Annotated in this window: 27 protein-coding genes and 3 tRNA genes; 8 read left to right on the top strand and 22 right to left on the bottom strand. The window is 67.7% G+C overall.

The window, feature by feature from the left end:
* Window positions 1-75 precede the first annotated feature (75 nt).
* The 5 genes from frr to BS69_RS0104125 all read right to left on the bottom strand — a co-directional run bounded on the left by frr (window position 76) and on the right by BS69_RS0104125 (window position 3,615).
* Window positions 76-633 (bottom strand): ribosome recycling factor, encoded by a 558-nt coding sequence (gene frr, locus BS69_RS0104145; protein WP_029940717.1) that lies wholly within the window; start codon window positions 631-633, stop codon window positions 76-78.
* Between the two features lie 3 nt (window positions 634-636).
* Window positions 637-1,362 (bottom strand): UMP kinase, encoded by a 726-nt coding sequence (pyrH, locus tag BS69_RS0104140; RefSeq protein ID WP_029940716.1) that lies wholly within the window; start codon window positions 1,360-1,362, stop codon window positions 637-639.
* A 225-nt stretch (window positions 1,363-1,587) separates the two neighbouring features.
* Window positions 1,588-2,520 carry a translation elongation factor Ts gene (gene tsf, locus BS69_RS0104135; RefSeq protein ID WP_029940715.1) on the bottom strand — a complete coding sequence of 311 codons (933 nt, stop codon included), beginning with the start codon at window positions 2,518-2,520 and terminating at the stop codon, window positions 1,588-1,590.
* Between the two features lie 137 nt (window positions 2,521-2,657).
* Window positions 2,658-3,416 (bottom strand): 30S ribosomal protein S2, encoded by a 759-nt coding sequence (gene rpsB, locus BS69_RS0104130; protein ID WP_029940714.1) that lies wholly within the window; start codon window positions 3,414-3,416, stop codon window positions 2,658-2,660.
* A gap of 122 nt (window positions 3,417-3,538) precedes the next feature.
* A tRNA-Met gene (locus BS69_RS0104125) sits at window positions 3,539-3,615 on the bottom strand.
* Window positions 3,616-3,735: 120 nt separating this feature from the next.
* Between BS69_RS0104125 and BS69_RS0104120 the strand changes: the two genes are divergently transcribed.
* Window positions 3,736-4,155, top strand: a complete 420-nt coding sequence (locus tag BS69_RS0104120) for a DUF3775 domain-containing protein (RefSeq protein ID WP_029940713.1) — start codon at window positions 3,736-3,738, stop codon at window positions 4,153-4,155.
* Here BS69_RS0104120 and BS69_RS0104115 read toward each other — a convergent pair.
* Genes BS69_RS0104115 through BS69_RS0104105 form a run of 3 tightly spaced genes read right to left on the bottom strand, consistent with a single transcriptional unit; the run spans window position 4,152 to window position 7,249 of the window.
* Entirely contained in the window at window positions 4,152-4,643 is a 492-nt protein-coding gene (locus BS69_RS0104115) for a 2'-5' RNA ligase family protein (protein WP_425423524.1), read from the bottom strand. The two genes, BS69_RS0104120 and BS69_RS0104115, sit on opposite strands and share 4 nt — an antisense overlap.
* A 37-nt stretch (window positions 4,644-4,680) precedes the next feature.
* A complete protein-coding gene (locus BS69_RS13105; protein ID WP_084184270.1) occupies window positions 4,681-5,247 on the bottom strand; it encodes a PRC-barrel domain-containing protein in 567 nt (188 codons plus the stop codon).
* 49 nt (window positions 5,248-5,296) lie between these two features.
* A complete protein-coding gene (locus BS69_RS0104105; protein WP_029940710.1) occupies window positions 5,297-7,249 on the bottom strand; it encodes a potassium transporter Kup in 1,953 nt (650 codons plus the stop codon).
* A 157-nt stretch (window positions 7,250-7,406) separates the two neighbouring features.
* Between BS69_RS0104105 and ald the strand changes: the two genes are divergently transcribed.
* Window positions 7,407-8,510, top strand: a complete 1,104-nt coding sequence (ald, locus tag BS69_RS0104100) for an alanine dehydrogenase (RefSeq protein ID WP_029940709.1) — start codon at window positions 7,407-7,409, stop codon at window positions 8,508-8,510.
* Window positions 8,511-8,573: 63 nt separating this feature from the next.
* Entirely contained in the window at window positions 8,574-8,798 is a 225-nt protein-coding gene (locus BS69_RS0104095; RefSeq protein ID WP_029940708.1) for a DUF3072 domain-containing protein, read from the top strand.
* Window positions 8,799-8,837: 39 nt separating this feature from the next.
* On the opposite strand, the gene BS69_RS0104090 is transcribed toward BS69_RS0104095, so the two are convergent.
* The 9 genes from BS69_RS0104090 to BS69_RS0104050 all read right to left on the bottom strand — a co-directional run bounded on the left by BS69_RS0104090 (window position 8,838) and on the right by BS69_RS0104050 (window position 15,087).
* The gene (locus BS69_RS0104090; protein ID WP_051676524.1) at window positions 8,838-9,554 is read right to left on the bottom strand and encodes a tetratricopeptide repeat protein; all 717 of its coding nucleotides are present in this window, start codon (window positions 9,552-9,554) and stop codon (window positions 8,838-8,840) included.
* A complete protein-coding gene (locus BS69_RS0104085; protein ID WP_425423523.1) occupies window positions 9,554-10,048 on the bottom strand; it encodes a cytochrome c-type biogenesis protein in 495 nt (164 codons plus the stop codon). Before BS69_RS0104085 ends, BS69_RS0104090 begins: the two co-directional genes overlap by 1 nt.
* Window positions 10,045-10,575: a DsbE family thiol:disulfide interchange protein gene (locus tag BS69_RS0104080; RefSeq protein ID WP_029940705.1), complete on the bottom strand. Its 531-nt coding sequence runs from the start codon at window positions 10,573-10,575 to the stop codon at window positions 10,045-10,047. The genes BS69_RS0104085 and BS69_RS0104080 overlap by 4 nt, the downstream gene beginning before the upstream one ends.
* The gene (locus BS69_RS0104075) at window positions 10,572-12,485 is read right to left on the bottom strand and encodes a heme lyase CcmF/NrfE family subunit (protein WP_029940704.1); all 1,914 of its coding nucleotides are present in this window, start codon (window positions 12,483-12,485) and stop codon (window positions 10,572-10,574) included. Before BS69_RS0104075 ends, BS69_RS0104080 begins: the two co-directional genes overlap by 4 nt.
* Window positions 12,482-12,928 (bottom strand): cytochrome c maturation protein CcmE, encoded by a 447-nt coding sequence (gene ccmE / locus BS69_RS0104070; protein ID WP_029940703.1) that lies wholly within the window; start codon window positions 12,926-12,928, stop codon window positions 12,482-12,484. The genes BS69_RS0104075 and ccmE overlap by 4 nt, the downstream gene beginning before the upstream one ends.
* The gene (locus tag BS69_RS14615; RefSeq protein WP_281169692.1) at window positions 12,925-13,056 is read right to left on the bottom strand and encodes a hypothetical protein; all 132 of its coding nucleotides are present in this window, start codon (window positions 13,054-13,056) and stop codon (window positions 12,925-12,927) included. The genes ccmE and BS69_RS14615 overlap by 4 nt, the downstream gene beginning before the upstream one ends.
* Window positions 13,053-13,769, bottom strand: coding sequence for a heme ABC transporter permease CcmC (gene ccmC, locus BS69_RS0104060; RefSeq protein WP_029940702.1), 717 nt, complete (start codon window positions 13,767-13,769; stop codon window positions 13,053-13,055). Before ccmC ends, BS69_RS14615 begins: the two co-directional genes overlap by 4 nt.
* A 153-nt stretch (window positions 13,770-13,922) precedes the next feature.
* A complete protein-coding gene (locus tag BS69_RS0104055) occupies window positions 13,923-14,972 on the bottom strand; it encodes a Glu/Leu/Phe/Val dehydrogenase dimerization domain-containing protein (protein ID WP_029940701.1) in 1,050 nt (349 codons plus the stop codon).
* 38 nt (window positions 14,973-15,010) lie between these two features.
* Window positions 15,011-15,087, bottom strand: a tRNA-His gene (locus tag BS69_RS0104050).
* 91 nt (window positions 15,088-15,178) lie between these two features.
* On the opposite strand from BS69_RS0104050, the gene BS69_RS0104045 reads away from it, so the two are divergent.
* Window positions 15,179-15,610 (top strand): HIT family protein, encoded by a 432-nt coding sequence (locus tag BS69_RS0104045; protein WP_029940700.1) that lies wholly within the window; start codon window positions 15,179-15,181, stop codon window positions 15,608-15,610.
* 112 nt (window positions 15,611-15,722) lie between these two features.
* Window positions 15,723-16,424: a Crp/Fnr family transcriptional regulator gene (locus BS69_RS13535; protein WP_169738053.1), complete on the top strand. Its 702-nt coding sequence runs from the start codon at window positions 15,723-15,725 to the stop codon at window positions 16,422-16,424.
* A gap of 150 nt (window positions 16,425-16,574) precedes the next feature.
* Here the strand turns inward: BS69_RS13535 and BS69_RS0104035 are convergent.
* The 3 genes from BS69_RS0104035 to lon form a co-directional block, all read right to left on the bottom strand.
* Window positions 16,575-16,649 (bottom strand) — tRNA-Val (locus BS69_RS0104035).
* 49 nt (window positions 16,650-16,698) lie between these two features.
* A complete protein-coding gene (locus BS69_RS0104030; protein WP_029940698.1) occupies window positions 16,699-16,971 on the bottom strand; it encodes an HU family DNA-binding protein in 273 nt (90 codons plus the stop codon).
* 90 nt (window positions 16,972-17,061) lie between these two features.
* Entirely contained in the window at window positions 17,062-19,458 is a 2,397-nt protein-coding gene (lon, locus tag BS69_RS0104025) for an endopeptidase La (protein ID WP_029940697.1), read from the bottom strand.
* A gap of 151 nt (window positions 19,459-19,609) precedes the next feature.
* Between lon and BS69_RS0104020 the strand changes: the two genes are divergently transcribed.
* A complete protein-coding gene (locus tag BS69_RS0104020; protein WP_029940696.1) occupies window positions 19,610-19,792 on the top strand; it encodes a hypothetical protein in 183 nt (60 codons plus the stop codon).
* Window positions 19,793-19,796: 4 nt separating this feature from the next.
* Here BS69_RS0104020 and BS69_RS0104015 read toward each other — a convergent pair whose 3' ends face one another.
* Both BS69_RS0104015 and BS69_RS13530 read right to left on the bottom strand, forming a co-directional pair.
* Complete coding sequence (locus BS69_RS0104015) at window positions 19,797-20,303, bottom strand: CPBP family intramembrane glutamic endopeptidase (protein WP_051676522.1); 507 nt, start codon at window positions 20,301-20,303, stop codon at window positions 19,797-19,799.
* Window positions 20,303-20,728, bottom strand: coding sequence for a hypothetical protein (locus BS69_RS13530; protein ID WP_051676521.1), 426 nt, complete (start codon window positions 20,726-20,728; stop codon window positions 20,303-20,305). Before BS69_RS13530 ends, BS69_RS0104015 begins: the two co-directional genes overlap by 1 nt.
* A gap of 58 nt (window positions 20,729-20,786) precedes the next feature.
* Between BS69_RS13530 and dapF the strand changes: the two genes are divergently transcribed.
* Window positions 20,787-21,575: a diaminopimelate epimerase gene (gene dapF, locus BS69_RS0104005; RefSeq protein WP_029940693.1), complete on the top strand. Its 789-nt coding sequence runs from the start codon at window positions 20,787-20,789 to the stop codon at window positions 21,573-21,575.
* A gap of 1 nt (window position 21,576) precedes the next feature.
* Entirely contained in the window at window positions 21,577-22,497 is a 921-nt protein-coding gene (ftsY, locus tag BS69_RS0104000; RefSeq protein WP_156956885.1) for a signal recognition particle-docking protein FtsY, read from the top strand.
* Window positions 22,498-22,506 lie beyond the last annotated feature (9 nt).

The raw sequence follows: 22,506 nt of genomic DNA, 5'->3' as shown, positions 1-22,506 counted from the left end.
CGCCTGCCTTCGTCAGGCGGGCAAGGAGGGCGGATCCCGGGTCGAGCCCGGGATGACGAGTGCCGAAGTCCCTCGTCACTTGCCGAGGATTTCCTTTTCCTTGGCCGATGCCGCCGCGTCGATTTCCTTGACGGTGTCGTCGGTCATCTTCTGGACTTCGGTGTCGAGGCGCTTGTGCTCGTCCTCGCTGATTTCCTTCTTCTTCTCGTCGGTCTTCAAGGCGTCCATCGCGTCGCGGCGGACGTTGCGGACCGCGATCCGCGCCTTTTCGGCATATTGGCTGACGAGCTTGGCGAGCTCCTTGCGGCGCTCCTCGGTGAGGTCGGGGATCGGCAGGCGGATCATTTGCCCGTCGACGATCGGGTTGATGCCGAGGCCGGCATTGCGGATCGCCTTCTCGACCGCGTTGAGGTTCGAGCGGTCCCACACCTGGACCGAGATCAGCCGCGGCTCGGGGACCGAGACGGTGGCGACCTGGTTCAGGGGCATGTTCGCGCCATAGACCTCGACCTGCACCGGATCGAGCAAGGCGGCCGAGGCACGGCCGGTACGAAGGCCGCCGAAGTCGTGCTTCAGCGCCTCGACGGCGCCATGCATGCGACGCTGGACGTCGCTCTTGTCATAGGCTGGCATTGGTCAGTTTCCTTCCTGGTCCTGAACGATCGTCGCCGTCCCTTCTCCGGCCAGCACCTTGGCGAGATTGCCGGGCTGGCGGATGTTGAAGACGACGATCGGAATGTCGTTGTCGCGGCAGAGCGCGACCGCGGCCGCGTCCATGATCTTCAGGTCCTCGGCGAGGACCCGGTCGAAGCCGATGGTCTCGTAGCGCTTGGCGCTGGCGTCCTTCTTGGGATCGGCCGAATAGACGCCGTCGACGCTGGTGCCCTTGAACAAAGCGTCGCACTTCATCTCGGCGGCGCGCAGGGCAGCGCCGGTGTCGGTGGTGAAATAGGGCGAGCCGACGCCGGCAGCGAAGATCACCACGCGACCCTTGGCGAGGTGGCGCTCGGCACGGCGGCGGATCACCGGCTCGCAAACCTGGTCCATCTTGATCGCCGACTGGACGCGCGTCTCGACCCCCATCTGCTCGAGCGCATTCTGGACGGCGAGCGCGTTCATCACGGTCGCGAGCATGCCCATGTAATCGGCCTGCGCCCGGTCCATGCCCTTGGCCGCGCCGGCCATGCCGCGGAAGATATTGCCCCCGCCGATGACCAGGCAGAGCTCGAACCCGGCTTCCTTGGCCGCCTTCACCTCGGCCGCCATCGAGGCGACGGTTTCGGGATCGATCCCGAACTGCCCCGGGCCCATCAACGCCTCGCCCGACAGCTTCAGAAGGATGCGGTTGAAGCGGCGGGGCATGAGGTGGTCGGTCTCCGGGATGCGAAACGGGCGGAGGCGCTTCTATGCAGCCCCCGCCCGGTTGGGAAGACTTAAGTCCCGCTACCTCCCCGTTGCGACGCAATGGGGAGGAGGGAGCGCGTCAGCGCGGAAGGAGGGGCCTATTGCGATCCGGCCCCTCCACCACTCGGCGGTGCCGAGCGGTCCCCCTCCCCACCGCTGCGCGGCAGGGAGGTCGAACGTTCCTTACGCGACGCCAGCCGCGGCGGCGACTTCGGCGGCGAAGTCGCTCTGCTGCTTCTCGATGCCTTCGCCCAGCTGGAAGCGGACGAAGTCCTTGACGGCGACCGAGCCACCGGCGGCCTTGGCTTCACCGGCGACCCAGTCCTGGACCGGGGTCTTGCCGTCGAACACCACCGCCTGGCTGAGCAGCGCGCTCTCCTTGCGGAACTTGTCGACCGGACCCTTGAGGATCTTCTCGGCGATGTCGGCGGGCTTGCCGGCGATCTTATCGGCGTTCTTCTCGCGGGCGATGGCGGCCTCGCGCTCGATGATCGCGGGGTCGATGTCGTCGCCGTTGAGCGCGAGCGGCGCGGCGGCGGCGATGTGCATCGCGAGCTGGCGGCCGAGCGCCTCGAGCTTGTCGGCCGGAGCGTCGCCCTCGAGCGCGACCAGCACGCCGATCTTGCCCATGCCCGGCGCGGCGGCGTTGTGGACGTAGCTGACGACCGCGCCCTGGCCGACTTCGAGCATCTTCGCGCGGCGCAGGTTCTGGTTCTCGCCGATGGTGGCGATGTTCTCGGTCAGCGCTTCCTCGACGCTCTTGCCGTTGGGCATGGTCGCCTTCTTGAGCGCCTCGATGTCGTCGCCGGTGGACAGCGCGAGCTGGGTGACGTCACGCACAAAGCCCTGGAACTGCTCGTTCTTGGCGACGAAGTCGGTTTCCGAGTTGACCTCGACGACCACACCCTTGGTGCCCGAAACGGCGGCGCCGACGAGCCCTTCGGCGGCGGTACGGCCGGCCTTCTTGCCGGCGCTGGCGAGGCCCTTGGCGCGCAGCCAGTCGATCGACGCCTCGATGTCGCCGGCGTTCTCGGCCAGCGCCTTCTTGCAGTCCATCATGCCGGCGCCCGAGCGCTCGCGCAGTTCTTTCACCAATGCGGCCGTGATCTCAGCCATGTGTCGAATTCCTTTGTGAAGCCGTTCGTCCGAGCGTCCTTCGACTACGCTCAGGACGAACGATGTTATGCTTTCAAGACTCGTTGGTCCTGAGCGGAGCGCGAAGCGCGACGTCGAAGGGCCGCTCGAGCTGAAGCTTACGCTTCGGCGGTGGCGGCTTCGGCCGGCGGCTCGGCCATCGCGCCGATGTCGACGCCCTGGCGCTGCTGGTTGCCGGTCTTGCCGGCGAGCGAGGCCTCGGCGACCGCGTCGGTGTAGAGGCGGATCGCGCGGCTGGCGTCGTCATTGCCCGGGACAGGGAACGCGATGCCTTCGGGGTTCGAGTTCGAATCGAGGATCGCGACGACCGGAATGCCAAGGACATTGGCTTCCTTGATCGCCAGCTCTTCCTTGTTGGTGTCGATCACGAACATGACGTCGGGCAGGCCGCCCATGTCGCGGATGCCGCCGAGGCTCTTCTCGAGCTTGTCGCGCTCGCGGGTGAGCTGGAGGACTTCCTTCTTGGTGAGGCCGGCGGTGTCGCCCGACAGCTGCTCCTCGAGCGTCTTCAGGCGCTTGATCGAGTTGGAGATGGTCTTCCAGTTGGTCAGCATGCCGCCGAGCCAGCGGTGGTTGACGAAGTGCTGGCCCGAACGCTGCGCGGCCTCGGCCACGGCGTCCTGCGCCTGGCGCTTGGTGCCGACGAACAGCACCTTGCCGCCGCGGGCGACGCTCTGCTGGACGAAGTCGAGCGCGCGGGCGAACAGCGGAACGCTCTGCGACAGGTCGATGATGTGAACGCCGTTGCGGTCGCCGAAGATGTACGGCTTCATCCGCGGGTTCCAGCGGTGGGTCTGGTGGCCGAAGTGGGCGCCGGCTTCGAGCAATTGCTGCATGGTGACGACGGTGGTCGCCATAGGGATATATCCTTCCGGTTGTTCCTCTGGGGGGCGGGAACGGGACCCGAGGGTCCGCGCACCGGGCTATGAATGCCCCCCATGCGGGTTTTCAGTTCTTGCCGCCGCGAGCGCGACCGACATGGTAGCGGAGGAGGGACTTGAACCCCCGACACGCGGATTATGATTCCGCTGCTCTAACCAGCTGAGCTACTCCGCCCCGAGGTCGAGGCGCCGTGATGGCGGGCGGGCCTATACGCAGCCAAACCCGGTCGGTCAACGCGCCAAGGAACCGCGCGTCCCCGACCCGTGTTAGCGCCTTCAAAGGAGAGACACACCGATGGACCCGCTGACGCCGCTCGACACCATGTGCCGGATCATCCTGCGCGCCAAGGAATATGAGGCGCAGGTGCCCAGCGACTATGATCCCGACGAGGACGCCGAGAATGTCGACGGCGAGGACGGCGAGGCGCTGTCGGTGCTCGACGACGATATCAACGACGGGGTGGAGGAAGAGCTTCGCGCCGCGCTCGACGATCTCGCCGAGGACCAGCAGGCCGAATTGCTCGCCTTCTGCTGGGTCGGCCAGGGCACCTACGACGCCAGCGACTGGGACGAGGCGATCGCCGAAGCGACCGACGAGGTCCGCGCGGGCAATATCGTCGACCAGTTCCTCGAGATGCCGATGCTGGCGAGCGTGCTCGAAAGCGGCATGGCGGCGTTCGACCTCAGCTGCGACGGGGTCGGCGACCTCAGCTAGGGTCGGAAGCTCCACTTGCCGAGGCGTTCCCACGGGCCGCCGAGGTAGCGGTGCAGTTCGAGCCCCGCGATTCGCAAGGGTCGCGGGGCGAATTGCGATTCGAGTTCGCGCAGCAGGGCTTTCGCGGCCGCGGGCTCGGCCTTGTTCTGGATGGTGACGTGGGGCCGCCACCCCTGCCCGTCCTGGGCAGTGAGCATCCCGTGGAAATGCCCGGCGATCTCGCGACGGATGGCCTCGAGGTCGTCCGAGACGATACGGTAGGCGACGCCGCGCCCGAGGTTCATCAGTCCCGCCACCGTCGCGCGCGGGGCCTCGCGGCGGACGAGTTCGGACAGCAATCGCGCGGCTTCGCTCTCGGCCGAGGGCGGGAGCGCGTGGAACATGGTGAGATGCGCCGACAGCTGGTTGCGCTCGGGCGGAAAATAGGCCCGGCGCTGGCCGTCGAGCCAGGCGAAGTCCTCCGGGTGAAGCCCGGCGGTTACGATCAAAGCACCGCTAATCGCGTTTCCTTTGGCGGGTTGTCGCTCACGCTCCGGGCCAATTGTCCTTCTGGAGCTCGGGCAGGCGTTCGAAGTCGCGCGGGGTCATGTCGGTATGCACCGCCCCCTCCTGCACCCCGGCATAATGCCAGTCGACCCGGCGGAAGGTCTCCCCCACCCCGGCCACGCCACCCTTGGCGACGACGAGATAGGCAAGCTTGCCCCCATCGCAGCTCAGCATCGCGTCGACCGTGCTCCCGAGCGGCTGGCCCCCGCGGCCGAGAAGCTTGGCGCTGGTGAGGCTCGAGGCGGCGAACAGGTCTTCGCCGGGCTCGTCCGCGCTCTTCTCGGCGGCCTTGCTCGCCCCGTCCTCGAGCTTCGCCTGCCGCCCGAGCCAGCGCCAGACGCCAAAAGCGTTGAGGAGCGTCATCGCGACATTGGTCCACATCAAGGCCGGCTGGCCGGTGAGGAGCCCGGTCGTGAACCAGGCGATGGACCCCACCGTGAAGATGATGAACCCGATTCCCGTCACCCGGCTGCCGAGGTTCGAGGCGGTGAAGCAGGCGGCAGCGATGGTCGCGACGGTCGCGATCCAGGAAGCGATTTGATCCATGCGCGGTGAAGCCGCGGACGAAGCAAAAGGTTGCGTGGGCCCGAAAGCCCTAGATCTCGACCTGGCTTCCGAGCTCGACCACCCGGTTGGGCGGCAGCTTGAAGAATTCCATCGCGCTTTCGCTGTTGCGCAGCATCCAGGCGAACAGCCGCTCGCGCCAGCTCGCCATGCCCGGGCGCGCAGTGGAGATGAGGGTCTGGCGGGCGAGGAAGAAGCTGGTGTCCATCATCTTGCACTTCGGGCCGCAGCCTTCGAGCTTGGACAATTCCTCGGGGATGTTGAGCTCGTCCATGAACCCGTAGCGCAGGATCACGCGGAAGAAGCCGGCGGTATAGTCCTGCGTCTCCATGCGCTTCGGCAAGGGCACGTAGGGCACGTCCTCGATCTTCACGGTGAGCAGCATGATCCGCTCGTGGAGCACCTTGTTGTGCTTCAGATTGTGCAGCAGCGCATGGGGGACGCCCTTGGCGCTGCTGGTCATGAACACCGCGGTGCCGGGGACCCGGGTCGCGCTGCCGGCGGCGGACTTGACGAACACCTCCATCGGCAGGCTCGCCTCGGCCATCCGGTCCATCATCAGCTTGCGCCCCTTGGCCCAGGTGGTGAGCAGGGTGAAGGCGACGAGGCCGACCACCAGCGGGAACCAGCCGCCGTCGGGGACCTTGAGGAGGTTCGCGCTGAAATAGAGAATGTCGACGATCAGGAAGAGGCCGATCAGCGGCCAGGCCTTCCACGCCGGCCACTTCCACAGCGCGCCGAACACGACCGCCAGCAACAGCGTGTCGATGAACATCGCGCCGGTCACCGCAATGCCATAGGCCGCGGCGAGGTTGGACGAGGTCTGGAAGGTGACCACCAGCAGGATCACCATCACCATCAGCGCCCAGTTGATGACCGGGATGTAGATCTGCCCCGCGGCGGTCTCGCTGGTGTGGAGGATTCGCAGCCGCGGGATGAAGCCGAGCTGGATCGCCTGCTGGGTGACCGAGAAGGCGCCGGTGATCACCGCCTGGCTGGCGATGATGGTGGCGCAGATCACGAGCAGGACGATCGGCAGCCGGAACGGCTCGGGGGCGAGATAGAAGAAGGGGTTCTTGACCAGCTCGCGCGCGCCCTCGGGGGACTGGGCGAGCAGCATCGCGCCCTGCCCCAGATAATTGAGCAGCAGGCAGATCAGCACCAGCACCCAGGCGTAGCGGATCGGGCGGCGGCCGAAATGGCCCATGTCGGCATAGAGCGCCTCGGCCCCGGTCACCGCCAGCACCACCGAGCCCATGGCAATGAAGGCGCGGGTCGGCTCGAGCCAGAAGAAGTGGAAGGCGTGCCAGGGATTGATCATCTTCATCAGCAGCCCCGGGCTGTCCGACAGATGATAGACGCCGAGCACGGCAAGCACGGCGAAATAGGTCAGCATTACCGGGCCGAACAGGCTGCCGACGGTCCCCGTCCCCCGGCTCTGGATCGCGAACAGGCCGAACAGGATGGCGACCGCGAGCGGGATCACGAACGGGGTGAAGGCGGGACTGACGGTCTCGAGGCCCTCGACCGCCGAGAGCACCGAGGTCGCCGGGGTGATCATGCTGTCGCCGTAGAAGAGCGCGGTGGCGAAGACTCCGAGCAGCACGATCCCGCTGGTCCAGCGGCGGGTGTTGCTGGTCGATCGGTTGATCAGCGCGAGGAGCGCGAGGCTTCCCCCCTCCCCCTTGTTGTCGGCGCGCATGATGATCGTGACATATTTCAGCGTCACGATGATCATCATCGACCAGAAGATGAGGCTGAGGACGCCGTAGATGTGCAGCCGGTCGGGCTCGAGCACATGATGGCCGGCGAAGGTCTCGCGGAAGGCGTAGATGGGCGAGGTGCCGATGTCGCCGAACACGACTCCGACGGCGCCCACCATCAGCTTGGCGAGCGACCCCTGGGGAGCATGTCCATGAGCATGGCTCGTTTCCGTCACCGCTTCGGGGGCAGGCTCGGACGCGCCGGTCGCGGTGGCGTTCATCGGGCGGGGCCACTAGCAAAGCGGCCGCGCCCCGGCAATCCACCGGCACGGACCATCCCGCCGCGGCACAGGCCGCTGGCGTCGGCGTCGGAACCCGGTCTATAGGCGCGCGCGAACATCATCACTCGTCACAACCATCAAGAAGGCGATCGTTCCCATGCGCGTCGGCGTGCCCAAGGAAATCAAGAACCACGAGTATAGAGTCGGGTTGACCCCGGCCTCGGTCAAGGAACTGGTCGCGGCGGGCCACGAGGTCTTCGTCGAGACCCGTGCGGGCGACGGGATCGACTGCCCCGACAGCGCTTATGTGAAGGCCGGTGCGACCATCCTCCCCGACGCCGCTTCGGTGTTCGAGCACGCCGAGATGATCGTCAAGGTGAAGGAGCCGCAGCCACAGGAAATCGCGCTGCTGAAGCCGCACCACCTGCTCTTCACCTATCTCCACCTCGCCGCCGACAAGCCGCAGGCCGAGGGACTGATGGCGAGCGGCGCGACCTGCATCGCCTATGAGACGGTGACCAGCCGCTCGGGCTCGCTCCCGCTGCTGAAGCCCATGAGCGAAGTCGCGGGCCGGATGAGCGTCCAGGTCGGCGCCCATTATCTCGAAAAGGAACAGGGCGGCCGCGGCGTGCTGCTGGGCGGCGTTCCGGGCGTGTCCCCGGCCAAGGTCGCGATCCTCGGCGGGGGCGTCTCGGGCGTCAACGCCGCGCAGATGGCGGTCGGCATGCGCGCCGACGTCACCATCTACGACATTTCGAACGAGCGGCTGGCCGAACTCGACATGTTCTTCTCGAGCCAGATCAAGACCGCTTATGCCTCCAAGGCGACCATCGCCAAGGCGGTCGAGGAAGCCGAGCTGGTGATCGGCGCGGTGCTGGTGCCGGGCGCCGCCGCGCCCAAGCTCGTCACCCGCGAGATGCTCAAGACCATGAAGCGCGGGTCCGTGCTGGTCGACATCGCGATCGACCAGGGCGGCTGCTTCGAGACCAGCCATGCGACCACGCACGCCGATCCGGTGTTCGAGGTCGACGGCATCATCCATTATTGCGTCGCCAACATGCCGGGCGCGGTCGCCCGGACCAGCGCCTTCGCGCTCAACAATGCGACCCTGCCCTTCGCCCTCAAGCTCGCCAATCTCGGTGCCGAGGCGGCGATGAAGGCCGATCCGCATCTCGCCAACGGGCTGAACGTCAGCGGCGGCAAGATCCGCCACCAGGCGGTCGCCGAGGCGCTCGACCTGCCGTTCGAGGCTGCGGCCTAAGCGGAACAAGACAAGAACATCGTCGTTGTCCTGCCTGATCATTCAATTGAAAAGGCAGGACAAATGGCGAGCGACATCAGCGCCGACCCCAAGGCGCATCCGACCGGCAATGCGGTCAAGGACCCCGACCACTGGACCACCGGCGACGAGCCGATGACCGGCGCGCAGGCGAGCTACCTCCAGACGCTGAGCGAGGAAGCGGGCGAGCAGTTCGACCCCGAGCTGAGGAAGGCCGAGGCGAGCAAGAAGATCGACGCGCTGCAGGAGCAGACCGGACGGGGCGACTGACCAATGCGTCGTCCCTGCGAAGGCAGGGACCTCAGGCGATTAGCGCTTCGGCTGGCTGGGGTCCCCGCCTTCGCGGGGACGACGGTCCTCCGGCGCGGAACCCACCCCGCCCCCGCGCATATGCTCGGGCGGCACGCGCATCTGCTGCTCGGCGATCGCGCCCGAGAGCATCGCCACCCCCTGCTCGATCATCGGCCGGTAGCTCGTCCCCGGCGGGGTTAAGGCGAGCGCCTGGCGGAACAGGGCGAGCCCCTGGTCCTGGTCGCCGGCACGGGCGCGGGCGAGCCCTTCGAAGAAATAGGAGGCAGGGTGCTTGGGCGCGAGCGCGCGGGCCTGGGCAAAAGCAAGTTCGGCCGCCGGGGTCATCATCTGCGCATGGTCGACCAGCGCATTGGCGAGCCCGATGCGGAGCGCGAGGTTGTCGGGATATTTCTTGAGCCCCGCCTGGATCGCACCGATCTCCTCGGCGGTCTTGCCGCGGCTGGCGAAGCTGTCGGCGATGGTGAGGAAGCTCTCGCCCGCGGTGAAGGTGCCGAGCATCGCCTGGCGCGGCTCGCGAAGCACCAGCGCGGGCGGCGATTCCTCGCCTTCCCTGGGCGCACCGGCGAGCGTCGGGCTGCCCTGCCAGGCATAGCCCGCGGCACCGACGAAGAGGACGGCGAGCATCACCTGCAGCGCCGCCCCGCGCAGCCGCCCGGCGAGGAACAGCCCGCCCGCGGTCAGGATCAGCAGGATGAGGAGCCAGAGGAAGGCCATCAGCGGCGCACCTTCAGCCGGCGCAGGACCAGCCAGCCGCCCACCGCCAGCAGCAGCAGCGGAAAGGCCCACAGGAACCAGGTCTCGCGGTCGAGCCGCGGCTGGTAGCTGACCCAGCTGCCGTAGCGGTCGATCAGGAAGGCGCGGATGTCTTCGGGGCTTTCGCCGGCCTTGATCCGGGTGCGGACGAGGTGACGCATGTCGCCCGCCATCTCGGCGTCGCTGTCGTGGATCGACTGGCCCTGGCAGACGAGGCAGCGAAGCTCGCCCATCAGCGCGGTCGCCTCGGCTTCCTGGCGAGGGTCCTCGAGCTGCTTGTAGGCATAGGGTGCCGGCGGACGGTTGGAGTCGGCGTGGGCGGGGACGGCAAGTCCAATGACGAGCGCCAGTGCCAGCGCCCTTCGACTGCGCTTCGCTCCGCTCAGGACGAACGACAGCAGGTTCCCGTTCGTCCTGAGCGAAGTCGAAGGACGATGATGCGGGTCCGCGCTCACCGCGCCTTCCCCCATTCGTCCATCACCTCACCCAGCTGCTCGGGAAGAATCGGCCCGATGTGCTGGTAGCGGATGATGCCCTTGCCATCGATGATGAAGCTCTCGGGCACGCCCGACGAGCCCAAAGCGATCTGGGCCTCGCCGACGGGATCGCTGCCGATCGCCCGGAAGGGATCGCCATTGTCGGCGAGGAACTTGGCGATGTCCTGCGGCTGGTCGCGCAGCGCGATCCCGTCGATCACCACGCCGCGCTTCTGGAGCTCGAGCAGGACCGGCGCCTCGGCGATGCAGGGGACGCACCAGCTGGCGAAGAAATTGACGAGCCGCGGCTTGCCCTGGCCGAGCTCGGCGCTGGCAAGACCGGGACGACCGGGCAGCATCGGCGCGGCGGTGAAGGCGGGCACGGCACGGCCCACCATGCGGCTCTTGATGGTCGTGTCGGGCGGATCGCTCAGCCGCCACGCCGCCGCCGCGACGAAGCCAACGAAGACGAGCAGCGGCAGGAGCAGCCACAGGCGCCGGCTCATGCCCGCGCCTCGGCAAAGACGGTCGGACGGCTCTTCTCGCGGCGGATCCGTCCGATGAGCGCGAGGAATCCGCCGAGCGCGATCAGCGCGCCGCCGAGCCACAGCAGGGTCACCATCGGCTTCCACCACAGGCGAAGCTGCCAGCGGTCACCCTCGCGGTGGCCGAGCACGGTGTAGAGCTGGCCGTCGAGCCGGGTGGTGATGGCGGCCTCGGTGGTCTCGGTCGCGGGATTGCTGAAATAGCGGCTCTGCGGATCGAGGCGGATGCTGGTGTCGCCCCGGGTCGCGACGAGGTGCCCCTCGATCGCGGTCCAGTTGGGCCCGCCGACGGGATCCACCCCGACGAAGCGGACGGTCCACGGCCCGACGCTCAGCACCTCGCCCGGGCGGGCGGCGGCGAGCGTTTCGCGGGTCAGGCTCGAATCGGCCGCGGCGCCGGCCATCGCCACCGCGATGCCGAGGTGGCTGACGACCATGCCCCAGATGGTGAGCGGGGTGCGGCGCAGGTTGCGGCCGGCGAGCGGGAGGAAGCTCGCGATTCCCAGGCCCGCGGCAAAGGCGAGGCCGAGGCGCGGGAGCCAGCCCATGGCGGGATCGAGGAAGGTCGCGGCAAGCGCGACGGCGGTCACGATCGCGGGTGCGGCGATCCGGCGGAGGTTCGGCCGGCTGTCCTTGCGCCAGCGCAGCAGCGGCCCGATGAAGAGCAGCGCGGCTAGGATCAGCACAATGGGGCCGGTGACCGCGTTGAAATAAGGCGGGCCGACCGAGATCTTGTCGCCGCTGACCGCCTCGACCAGCACCGGATAGAGCGTGCCGACGAAGACCGTGCCGAGGATCACCGAGAGCAGAAGGTTGTTGGCGACCAGCGCGCCTTCGCGGCTGACGGGATCGAAGCGCGCGCCTTCGCGGACGCTCGAGACCCGGAGCGCGAACAGCAGCAGCGCGCCGCCGGTATAGAAGACGAGCAGGCCGAGGATGAAGCTGCCGCGGGTCGGATCGACCGCGAAGCTGTGGACGCTGGTGAGGATGCCCGAGCGCACCAGGAAGGTGCCGATCATCGACATGGAGAAGGCGACCACCGCGAGCATGATGGTCCAGGCGCGCAAGCTCCCGCGCGCCGCCAGCACGTTGATGGAATGGAGCAAGGCGGTGGTGGCAAGCCACGGCATGAGGCTCGCATTCTCGACCGGGTCCCAGAACCACCAGCCGCCCCAGCCGAGCTCGTAATAGGCCCAGTAGGATCCGGCGACGATGCCGATGGTGAGGAGGACCCAAGCACCGAGCACCCACGGCCGCATCGCGCGCGCCATGGCCGGGCCGACCTCGCGGGTGACGAGCGCGCCCACCGCGAGGCTGAAGGCGATCGAGAGCCCGACATAGCCGAGGTAGAGCGTCGGCGGATGGAAGGCGAGGCCCGGGTCCTGCAACAGCGGGTTCAGCCCCTGCCCGTTGTCGGGCGCCGGATTGAGCCGGGCATAAGGATTGGACGCGACCAGCAGGAAGCCGAAGAAGCCCAAGGCCAGCAGCGCCTGTGCGCCGAGGGTGGCGCGCAGGCTCTTCTCGGGCAGCCGCCGTTCGACCAGTGCGAGCAAGGCGCCGGCGACGGTCAGCACCGTCACCCACAGCAGCATCGAGCCCTCGTGATTGCCCCAGGTCCCGGCGACCCGGTAGATGAAGGGCTTGGCGCTGTGGCTGTTGGCGACGACCAGCTGGACGCTGGTGTCGGTGCGGATGAACAGCCAGATCAGCATGACGAAGCTGAACAGGGTCAGCAGCCCCTGCGCGACCGCGACCGGCACCACCATCGTCCGAAGCTCACCGATCCGGTTGCCGAGCAGCGACAGCGCGAACTGGAGCAGGGCAAGGCTGGCGGCGAGCCACAGCGCGGCAAGGCCGGCCTCGGCGATCACTTGGCCGTCTCCCGGGTCTTCAGCTCGGCCGCCTGGTTGCCCATCTGCGGCGGCATGTAGCGCTCGTCATGCTTGGCGAGGATATTGTCGGCGGTGAAGCGGCGGTCGGGGCCGAGCTGCCCCTCGGCGATCGCGCCGCTATTCTCCTTGAACAGGTCGGGGACGATGCCGCGGTAGCGGACCGGCACGTCGGCGACCCCGTCGGTAAGGGTGAAGGCGACCGTGACGCCATCGGGCTCGCGACGGATCGAGCCGGCCTTGACCATGCCGCCGAGGCGCAAGGGTACGCCGACCTCGGCACGGCCCGCGGAGACATCCTGCGGCGTGCGGAAATAAGCGGCGCGGTCGGCAAGGCCCCACATGGCGAGCACGGCCGCACCGACGAGGGCGGCCACCGCCAGCAGGACCAGCACCAGCCTCTGGTGCTTGGGCGCGAGGGTCATCGGGAGCGGCCGATCCTTTCCGCCTGGTCCTCGGCGCGGCGACAGGAGGCGAGCGCCCAGGCGATGAGGCCCGCGGTCCCGCCCAGCGCCACCGTGTAGGCGGCAATCACGAACGCCCACTGGTTCATTCGGCCGCCGCCCGGCGCAGGCGCGCCTCGACCTTGGTGGCGGCAAGCTCGGCCCGCATGCGCAGCAGGACCACCGCCCCGAACAGGGCCGAGAAGCCGAGCAGGGTGAAGGGCAAGGGCCACAGCAAAGCGGGCGCGATCGAGGAACGAGTCAGCGTGATGCTCTCGCCCTGGTGGAGCGTGTTCCACCAGATGACCGAATAATGGATGATCGGCAGGTTGATCGCGCCGACCAGCCCGAAGATCGGCGCGGCGCGGCCCTCGGGCCCCCGCTCCTTCTCGGCCGCGGCGAGCGCCATGTAGCCGCAATAGAGGAAGAACAGGACGAGCATCGAGGTCAGTCGCCCGTCCCACTCCCACCAGGTGCCCCAGGTCGGGCGGCCCCAGATCGAGCCGCTGGCGAGGCAGATGGCGGCGAAGACCGCACCGGCGGGCGCGATGGCGCGGGCGGCGACCCCGGCGAGCGGATGGCGCCAGATGATCTGCGCGGCCGAAGCCACCGCAATCCCCGTCCACCCGCCCATGCCGAGCCAGGCGGCGGGGACATGGATGTGAAGGATTCGCGCGGTCTCGCCCTGCAAATAGTCGGGCGGAATGACGACCAGCGCACCGACGATCCCGATCGCGCTCAGCACCAATCCCAGCCCCAGCAGCCAGGCGGTGGCCGGGCGGGCGATCTTCAGGAAGCGGGCGGGATTGGCGAAGCGGTGCATGATATGGTGCACCATCTTAGAGCAAAGTCGCGGCTTGGAAATAGGCGGTAAGGCGAGGTTCTGCGCGAAGCCCTTCGACTTCGCCCAGGGCGAACGAGATTGGAAACCTAACCCGTTCGTGCTGAGCGAAGTCGAAGCACGCTGGCCCTGCCTTCAGCCCCGCCCGATCAGCTTCTGCGCCATGGCGTCGGCCACCGCGCCAGCGTCGCGGCCGCTGGCGGCGCTTTCGCTCCAGATGGCTTCGAGGCGGTCGGGGATGCCCGCGATCCGGCCCTCGACGACCTCGGGACCGCCGTCCTTCAGATATTCGGTCGAGACGTTGATGATCCCGCCGGCGTTGATGACATAGTCGGGCGCGTAGAGGATCCCGCGCTCCATCAGCTGGCGGCCGTGTTCGGGCCGGGCGAGCTGGTTGTTGGCGCCGCCCGCGACGATCGGGGCGCGAAGCGCCGCGATGCTGGCATCGTCGAGGATCGCGCCCAGGGCGTTGGGGCTGACCACGTCGGCCTCGGTGGCGAGGATGGTGGCGGGGTCGCCGATCGCGCCGTTGGTTTCGGCGGCGAGCGCCGCGGCCTTGGCCTGATCGACGTCGGCGATGGTCAGGCGGGCGCCCTCGGCGGCGGCGCGGCGGGCGACTCCGCTGGCGACGCTGCCCGCGCCCTGCATGGCGATATGGAGGCCGGCAAGACTGTCACGGCCAAGCGCGCGGCGGACCGCGGCCTTGATGCCGAGGAACACGCCGAGCGAGGTGTGCGGGCCCGGATCGCCGCCGACGGCGCCCGCGGCGACGGGCAGGCCGGCGACATAGCGGGTCTCGCGTGCGATCGCCTGCATGTCGGCGACGCTCATGCCGACGTCCTCGGCGGTGACGTAATGGCCGCCCATCCGGTCGATCGCGCGGCCGAAGGCGGCCAGCATCGCCGGGGCCTTGGTCCGGTTCGCGTCGGCCAGCACCACCGCCTTGCCGCCGCCGAGCGGAAGCCCGGCCATGGCATTCTTGTAGCTCATGCCGCGCGAGAGGCGGAGCGCGTCGGTCAGCGCCTGCGCGTCATCGGCATAATGCCAGAAGCGGCAGCCGCCGGCGGCCGGCCCGAGATGGGTCGAATGCATCGCGACGATGGCCTTGAGGCCGGTCGCGGTATCGGTGACGAAGGACACGGCCTCGTGCCCGTCGAAATCGGGCAGGCTCCACAAGTCGGTCATGAAGGGGGCTGATCCGGATCGCTGAAAATGGGGAAAAATGGGGCGATCGACGGGACTTGAACCCGCGACCCTCGGTACCACAAACCGATGCTCTAACCAACTGAGCTACGATCGCCACGACCTGGCCAGACCGATCGACGGCTTGGCACGGCGCGAAGGCCCCTTAAGGGTGCAAGGCGAGCGATGCAAGCAACAGCGACAGGCCGATGACCCTTCCCCACCCCCACGCGACCCTCGTCAAGTTCGGCTACCCCCACAACCTCGTCCATGAGGGGCGGCACTGGGCGGTGCTGGTGCGGCCGCAGCAGCCGACCTTGGGCAGCCTTGTCCTGTGCGCGACCGGCGAGGCGACCGCTTATGGCGACCTCCCGCCCGAAGCCTTTGCCGAGCAGGGCGAACTCGTGCCGCGGATCGAGGCGATGCTCAAACGCGCCGTCGGCTACGAGCGGATCAACTATCTCATGCTGATGATGGTCGACCCCCACGTCCATTTCCACGTCATCCCCCGCTACGAGGGCCGCCGCGAGTTCGGCGGGACAATGGTTTCCGACTCGGGCTGGCCGGGACCGCCGGCGCTGGCAGAGAGCATTCCCGTCCCTTCCGGATTGACCGCATTTCTGATCAGTAACTTTCGTTAAGAATCCCACGATTTCGGGTTTTTTAATTTGCGTTAAATTCCTTGCGCAAGCGTCATCGAGTCGAGATAATCGCACCGGGGTAGGGTGAAAGGCAGTTGCCATGAGCAGACGCTTGAGGAGTGCATCCGGGGGCAGCATCAGCATCAGCGAATCGCTGATAGCGGCGGGCATGAAAGCCGAGCTTGCCGAGCTGTTCGAGGCGATGCCGCACCGGATGGTCGAAGCCGATCCGCGTCGTCCCTTCCGAGAGCCGGGGGCCGAGCGCAACGAAGTCTATTTCGTCAACTCGGGCATCCTGTCGAAGTACAAGACAGACGGCGCCGGTCGACGTCAGATCATCGCGCTGCGCTTCACCGGCGACGGGATCCTGCCCAGCGACTCGGTCGCGGACTATGGCATCCAGGCGATCGTCCGGAGCCGGGTCGCGGTCGGGCAGCGCAAGGACTTCGAGTCCATTGTCGAACAATATCCCGAGCTCGCCCGCTTCTTCTGGAAGCTGACCCAGCGCCATGCCGCGATCGGCTACGAATGGCTGCTCAACTGCGGCCGGCGCGACAGTCTCGCCCGGGTCGCGCACCTCTTGTGCGAGACCGCCGAGCGCAGCGGGGTCAATGCCGACCAGAACCGGATGATCAATCCGTTCACGCAGCAGCAGATCGCCGACATCACCGGCCAGACCAGCGTCAACGTCAACCGGGTGCTGGCCGATCTCGAGCGGCAGCGGCTGATCCGTCGCGAAGGCCGCGAGATCACCTTCGAGGACTGGGGCGAACTGCGCCGCGTGGCGAGCTTCTCGCCGGCCTATCTCCAATAGACAGCGCATCCTCCCCGTTCGGCCAGGCCGGATGGGGAGACATGCGACGCGCCGCGCTGACGGAAGGCGCGCCTGGCCCCGCTGCGCCATGCGAAGCGGTCCCACTCCCCCTTGCTTCGCGATGGGGAGGATGCGTTCTGGAGGAAGGCGTGGTGGGCGCGGTAGGGATTGAACCTACGACCCCACCCGTGTGAAGGGTGTGCTCTACCACTGAGCTACGCGCCCACGCCGTGTGGGAGGGGCGGTTAGCGAAGCCCCTCCGACCTGTCCAGCCTTACTGAACGGCTTCCTTGAGAAGCTTGCCCGCGCGGAACTTGGGCTGGGCGGTGCTCTCGATCTGGAGCGGCTCGCCGGTGCGCGGGTTGCGCCCGACCGAGGCCTTGCGGCGGGTCACCACGAAATTGCCGAAGCCCACCAGGCGCACTTCGTCACCGCGGCTCAATGCGTCGGTGATCACCTCGAGCATGGTCTCGACCGCACGGGCCGCGTCGTTGCGATTCAGGCCCGCCCGGTCTGCCACTTTCCCGATCAAATCTTGTTTATTCATCGATGCTTACTCTGCTTACTCAAAGGTTCGCGACCGCGCGCAAGCCTGTCGCTCTTAAAATCCGTCAATGCCCCAGTTAGGGTAACTTGACTAGTGTCGGACCGGTGAGACCGAGCCGCCCGGCGCGTTCGGCGCAGGTTCCGCGGCATGTTCGTCGGTATCGCTCCACTCGATCGGCTCGAGCTTGGCGCTGAGCGCATGGCCGAGCACCTCGTCGACATGCGCGACGGGGATGATGGTCAACCCCTCGCGGATGTTGGCGGGCAGTTCCGCCAGGTCCTTCTCATTCTCCTTGGGAATGAGAACGGTGGTGATGCCGCCGCGCAGCGCGGCGAGCAATTTCTCCTTCAGGCCGCCAATCGGCAGCACGCGGCCGCGCAAGGTGACCTCGCCGGTCATGGCGACGTCGCGGCGGACCGGGATGCCGGTCAGCGTCGAGATAAGCGTGGTGACCATGCCGATGCCGGCCGACGGGCCGTCCTTGGGCACCGCGCCCTCGGGCAGGTGGACATGGACGTCCTTCTTCGCGAACAGCGACGGCTTGACGCCATAGGCCGGGGCCCGCGCCTTGACGAAGCTCCACGCGGCCTGGACGCTTTCCTGCATCACTTCGCCAAGCTTGCCGGTGGTCTTGATCTGCCCCTTGCCGGGAACGGTCACGGCCTCGATCGTCAGCAATTCGCCGCCGACCTCGGTCCAGGCGAGCCCGGTCACCGCGCCGACCTGGTCCTCTTCCTCGCCGACCCCGAAGCGGAAGCGGCGCACCCCGAGGAAATCGGAGAGATTGTCGGCGGTGACGGTGACCGTCTCGGCCTTCTTCTCGAGGATCTGGCGGAGCGCCTTGCGGGCGATCTTGGCCAGTTCGCGCTCGAGCGTGCGGACGCCGGCCTCGCGGGTGTAATAGCGCAGCACCGCGCGCAGCCCATCGTCGGCGATGGTGAGCTCGCCCTCCTTCAGCCCATGCGCTTCGAGCTGCTTGGGAATGAGGTGGCGGTTGGCGATCTCGACCTTCTCGTCCTCGGTATAGCCCTCGAGGCGGATGATCTCCATCCGGTCGAGCAACGGCTGGGGCATGTCGAGGCTGTTCGCGGTGGTCACGAACATGACGTCGCTGAGGTCGTAGTCGAGCTCCAGATAATGGTCCTGGAACTTGTTGTTCTGTTCGGGATCGAGGACCTCGAGCAACGCCGCCGCGGGATCGCCGCGGAAGTCCTGGCCGAGCTTGTCGATCTCGTCGAGCAGGAACAACGGGTTGCTGGTCCCGGCCTTCTTGAGGTTCGAGATGATCTTGCCGGGCAGTGAGCCGATGTAGGTCCGGCGGTGACCGCGGATCTCGGCCTCGTCGCGCACGCCGCCGAGGCTCTGGCGGACGAACTCGCGTCCGCAGGCCTTGGCGATGGAGCGGCCGAGGCTGGTCTTGCCGACGCCGGGCGGGCCGACGAGGCACAGGATCGGGCCCTTCAATTTGTTGGTGCGGGCCTGGACCGCGAGATATTCGACGATCCGGTCCTTGACCTTCTCGAGCCCGTAATGGTCGTCGTCGAGGACCTTTTCGGCCGTCACGATGTCCTTGTTGAGCTTCGACTTCTTGCCCCACGGCAGGCCGAGCAGCACGTCGAGATAGTTGCGCGCGACGGTCGCCTCGGCGCTCATCGGCGCCATCGCCTTCAGCTTCTTGAGTTCGGCGGTGGCCTTGATCCGGGCTTCCTTGGAGAGGCGGGTCTTGCGGATCTTCTGGGCGAGTTCGGCCAGCTCGTCGCCGCCGTCCTCGCTCTCGTTGCCGAGCTCGCGCTGGATCGCCTTCAATTGCTCGTTGAGATAATATTCGCGCTGGGTCTTCTCCATCTGGCGCTTGACGCGCGAGCGGATCTTCTTCTCGACCTGGAGCACGCCGAGCTCGCCTTCCATGAAGGCGAACACCATCTCGAGCCGGCGCGAGGGATTGAGCTCGCCCAGCAGGGCCTGCTTGTCGGCGACCTTGACCGAGAGGTTGGAGGCAACCGCATCGGCGAGCACCGAGGCATCCTCGATCTCGGCCAGCTGGACCCCTGTCTCGGCCGGGAGCCGCTTGTTCAATTTGGCGTAGTTGTCGAACTGCTCGAGCACCGAGCGCATCAGCGCCTGGACCTCATTGCCCTCGACCGGCTCCTCCTCGATCTCCTCGACCTCGGCGGCGAGATGCCCTTCCTGCTGGTGGAGCGCGACGAGGCGCGCGCGCCTGGCGCCCTCGACCAGCACGCGGACCGTGCCGTCGGGCAGCTTCAGGAGCTGCATCGCGCTGGCGACCACGCCGAGGTCGTAAAGCGCATCGCGGTCGGGATCGTCCTCGGCCGGATCGAGCTGCGCGACGAGGAAGATCTGCTTGTCCTGGCCCATCGCCGCCTCGAGCGCGGCGACCGACTTCTCGCGGCCGACGAACAGGGGGACGATCCTTTTCGGGAACACGACGATGTCGCGCAGGGGAAGGATCGGCAGGGTCAGGGTCAAATCAACAAGCTCCTTGGCTGCCACTACACGGCAGCGGTTTCCCCCCATATGGGCCGCCCCGTCGCCCTAATCAATCGAATGGGCGCCTGAACGGAACGCTTCGTGACGCACTTTGTTGGCTGGGCGACACTCTCAGGGAGGCCCTTTTCCGATGCGCGACAGGGAGAAGACGACCAGCGAGCCCGAAGCGGCGAAGAGTGGCGTGTCGGATAGGAGTGCCGGACCAGCGAGTCCCGGCCGGGCCGCGATTTCCTTCACCACCCTTCCCGACCCGCCGAGCGACGAGGAAGTCGCCCGGATCGCGGCCAAGCTCGGGGCGCCGATCTCGCTCTGACGGATCAGGCGCGGCCGCTCGCGACGAGCAGCGCCGGGCCGAGGTTCTGGAGCCCGTGGACCAGCATCGGAAGCAGGAAGGCAAGCCACAGGCTGCGCCGCTTCCAGACCAGGAAGACGGTCGAGAAGATCAGGAACGGCCACCAGATGACCAGCCCCCAGGCGGGCGCCTGGAGCGAATGGGCGATTCCCCAGCCCGCCGAACTCAGCAGGATGGCGGGGAGGAAGCCGAACAGCCGCTCGAGGATGAGCAGGATGGTTCCCATGATCAGCGTCTCGACCACGGGTGCGAACACCACCAGCGCGAACAGCAACAGCCCCGCCCCCGCCTGGGGAAATTCGGGGCCCGCCGCGGGAACGAGCTTGCTCGCCAGCCACGAAAGGCCGAGCGAGGGGATGAGCGCGAGCAGCCACGCCAGCGGCACATAGGCCAGGACGCCGTCGGGCCGGAACAGCCGCTCGGGCAGGAAGCGCAGGAGATCGGGGCGGCGAACCGCCGGGACCGGCTCCATCAGCCCTGCCGGGGACCGCGGGGACCACGCGGTCCGCCGCGTCCGGGACCGCCCGGACGATCGCCGCGGGGCCCGCGGGGCGGACCGTCGGGCCGGGGTCCGCGCGGACCGCTGCGGGTCGGACGGTCGGCGCCGCGGGGCACGAGCTGGCCCTGCCGCGGCGCGCTCCGAACCGGGGCGGCGTCGCGCGGCGCGACCGCATAGCCTTCCTTGAGGAGGCCGGCGAAGGCGGCGCGGGTGCTGGCGGCGATCGCGTCCTGCAATTCCTTGGGCAGGTCGGCCATGGTGACATTGCCATGGATCGCCTGGACCTGGCGAAGGAGGTTGTTGGGCAGATTGCCGCTCGCCGCCTTGAGCGCCGCAATGGCGTCGAGCACGGCGGAGAAGATGACGCTCTGCATGACGTCCTGGGCAGCGCGGGGCATGGGGAAAGGAACTCCTGAGCGGTAGACGAAGCTTGGGAGCGTCCCTAAGTCGCCAGTGATGCTTCGGCAATTCCACAAGATGCATGGGCTCGGCAACGACTTCGTGATCCTCGATGGCCGCGAGTCCCCGCTCGCCATGACCGAGGCGCTGGCCCGGCACCTCGCTGACCGGCGCGAGGGAATCGGCTGCGACCAGCTGATCCTCCTCGAGCCGAGCAACACGGCCGAGCTCAGGATGCGGATCTTCAACGCCGACGGGAGCGAGGTCGAAAGCTGCGGCAATGCCTCGCGCTGCGTGGTGAAGCTCACCGGCGCTGGCACCATCGAGACCGCCGGCGGTGTCATCCACGGCGACGTGACCGGCGCGGAGGTCGAGGTCAGCCTCATCGAACCGCGCTTCAGCTGGAACGAAATTCCCCTCGCCTATGCGATGCCGACCGACCCGGTGCCGATGGGCTGGGAAAATCTCGACCGGCCTTATGCGGTCAATGTCGGCAATCCCCACCTCGTCTTCTTCGTTGAGGATCTCGACGACATCGACATCGAGGGCCTCGGCCCCGCCATCGAGACCGACCCCACCTTCCCCGAGCGGATCAACGTCAATGTCGCCGAGGTCGGGGACGACGGCATCCGGCTGAAGACCTTCGAGCGCGGTGCCGGCCTGACCCGCGCCTGCGGCACCGGCGCCTGCGCGACCGCGGTCGCGGCGATCCGCGCCAGGCGCCTTTCCTCACCCGTCCGCGTGACCATGCCGGGCGGTACCCTTGTCATTGCGTGGGAGCCGGGGCAGCCCGTCACCATGCGCGGTGACGCGACCCATGTCTTCGAAGGCACAATCGATCTCTAACATGAGCTGGCTCGACAAACTCACCGGCGGTTTCCGCAAGACCGCCGACCGCCTCGGCGACAACATGGGCACGCTGGGAACGGGCGCGAAGGCCGCGCTCGACACCGCGACCCTCGACGACATCGAGGAAGCGCTGATCGCGTCCGACATCGGGCCCGAGGCAAGCAAGCGGATCCGCAACGCCATCGCCGCGCGCAAGTTCGAGCAGCTCGACGAGCGGGGGCTGCGCACCATTCTGGCCGAGGAGATGGAGGCGATCCTCGCCCCCGTCGCCAAGCCGCTCGACATCTGGGGCTTTCCCCGCCCGCACGTGATCCTCGTGATCGGGGTCAACGGCTCGGGCAAGACCACCACCATCGGCAAGCTGGGCGCCTGGCTCAAGGAGCAGGATTATGGCGTCATGCTGGCGGCGGGCGATACCTTCCGCGCCGCCGCGATCGAGCAGCTCCGCATCTGGGGTGAGCGGACCGATGCGCCCGTGATCAGCGGCAAGGAAGGCGGCGACGCGGCGGGAATCGTGTTCGACGGCGTCAAACAGGCGACTGCGACCGGCATCGACTGCCTGATCGTCGACACCGCCGGCCGCCTCCAGAACAAGACCCATCTGATGGAGGAACTGGCCAAGGTCCGCCGCGTGCTCGGCCGCCTCAACACCGAGGCGCCGCATGACGTCATTCTCGTCCTCGACGCGACCACCGGGCAGAATGCGCTCAACCAGATCGAGGTGTTCCGCGACCTCGCCGGAGTCACCGGTCTCGTCATGACCAAATTGGACGGCACCGCGCGCGGCGGCGTGCTGGTCGCGGCGGCGGAGAAGTACAAGCTTCCCATCCACGCCATCGGCGTTGGGGAAGGCGTGAACGACCTCCGCCCCTTCGACCCCCGCGCCGTCGCCCGCGCCATCGCGGGGCTGCCGGCATGAGCGCAACGG

The organism is Sphingomonas astaxanthinifaciens DSM 22298 (genome assembly GCF_000711715.1).
In the GTDB taxonomy this organism is placed as follows: Bacteria; Pseudomonadota; Alphaproteobacteria; order Sphingomonadales; family Sphingomonadaceae; genus Sphingomicrobium; species Sphingomicrobium astaxanthinifaciens_A.
The sequence above is the reverse complement of the archived record's forward strand: the minus strand, read 5'-3'. Positions and strand labels throughout refer to the sequence as shown.

Excerpts from the sequence above, each read along its gene's own strand:
- ftsY (WP_156956885.1), top strand. The coding sequence starts at position 21,577 with ATGAGCTGGCTCGACAAACTCACCGGCGGTTTCCGCAAGACCGCCGAC.
- BS69_RS0104095 (WP_029940708.1), top strand. The coding sequence starts at position 8,574 with ATGGCGAGCGACATCAGCGCCGACCCCAAGGCGCATCCGACCGGCAAT.
- ccmE (WP_029940703.1), bottom strand. The coding sequence starts at position 12,928 with ATGACCCTCGCGCCCAAGCACCAGAGGCTGGTGCTGGTCCTGCTGGCG.
- BS69_RS0104105 (WP_029940710.1), bottom strand. The coding sequence starts at position 7,249 with ATGAACGCCACCGCGACCGGCGCGTCCGAGCCTGCCCCCGAAGCGGTG.
- pyrH (WP_029940716.1), bottom strand. The coding sequence starts at position 1,362 with ATGCCCCGCCGCTTCAACCGCATCCTTCTGAAGCTGTCGGGCGAGGCG.
- ccmC (WP_029940702.1), bottom strand. The coding sequence starts at position 13,769 with ATGCACCGCTTCGCCAATCCCGCCCGCTTCCTGAAGATCGCCCGCCCG.
- BS69_RS0104120 (WP_029940713.1), top strand. The coding sequence starts at position 3,736 with ATGGACCCGCTGACGCCGCTCGACACCATGTGCCGGATCATCCTGCGC.
- BS69_RS0104030 (WP_029940698.1), bottom strand. The coding sequence starts at position 16,971 with ATGAATAAACAAGATTTGATCGGGAAAGTGGCAGACCGGGCGGGCCTG.
- BS69_RS13530 (WP_051676521.1), bottom strand. The coding sequence starts at position 20,728 with ATGCCCCGCGCTGCCCAGGACGTCATGCAGAGCGTCATCTTCTCCGCC.
- BS69_RS0104055 (WP_029940701.1), bottom strand. The coding sequence starts at position 14,972 with ATGACCGACTTGTGGAGCCTGCCCGATTTCGACGGGCACGAGGCCGTG.
- BS69_RS13105 (WP_084184270.1), bottom strand. The coding sequence starts at position 5,247 with ATGGATCAAATCGCTTCCTGGATCGCGACCGTCGCGACCATCGCTGCC.
- BS69_RS0104020 (WP_029940696.1), top strand. The coding sequence starts at position 19,610 with ATGCGCGACAGGGAGAAGACGACCAGCGAGCCCGAAGCGGCGAAGAGT.
- rpsB (WP_029940714.1), bottom strand. The coding sequence starts at position 3,416 with ATGGCGACCACCGTCGTCACCATGCAGCAATTGCTCGAAGCCGGCGCC.
- dapF (WP_029940693.1), top strand. The coding sequence starts at position 20,787 with ATGCTTCGGCAATTCCACAAGATGCATGGGCTCGGCAACGACTTCGTG.
- ald (WP_029940709.1), top strand. The coding sequence starts at position 7,407 with ATGCGCGTCGGCGTGCCCAAGGAAATCAAGAACCACGAGTATAGAGTC.
- BS69_RS0104015 (WP_051676522.1), bottom strand. The coding sequence starts at position 20,303 with ATGGAGCCGGTCCCGGCGGTTCGCCGCCCCGATCTCCTGCGCTTCCTG.
- BS69_RS14615 (WP_281169692.1), bottom strand. The coding sequence starts at position 13,056 with ATGAACCAGTGGGCGTTCGTGATTGCCGCCTACACGGTGGCGCTGGGC.
- tsf (WP_029940715.1), bottom strand. The coding sequence starts at position 2,520 with ATGGCTGAGATCACGGCCGCATTGGTGAAAGAACTGCGCGAGCGCTCG.
- frr (WP_029940717.1), bottom strand. The coding sequence starts at position 633 with ATGCCAGCCTATGACAAGAGCGACGTCCAGCGTCGCATGCATGGCGCC.
- BS69_RS0104090 (WP_051676524.1), bottom strand. The coding sequence starts at position 9,554 with ATGGCCTTCCTCTGGCTCCTCATCCTGCTGATCCTGACCGCGGGCGGG.
- BS69_RS0104080 (WP_029940705.1), bottom strand. The coding sequence starts at position 10,575 with ATGAGCCGGCGCCTGTGGCTGCTCCTGCCGCTGCTCGTCTTCGTTGGC.
- BS69_RS0104045 (WP_029940700.1), top strand. The coding sequence starts at position 15,179 with ATGACCCTTCCCCACCCCCACGCGACCCTCGTCAAGTTCGGCTACCCC.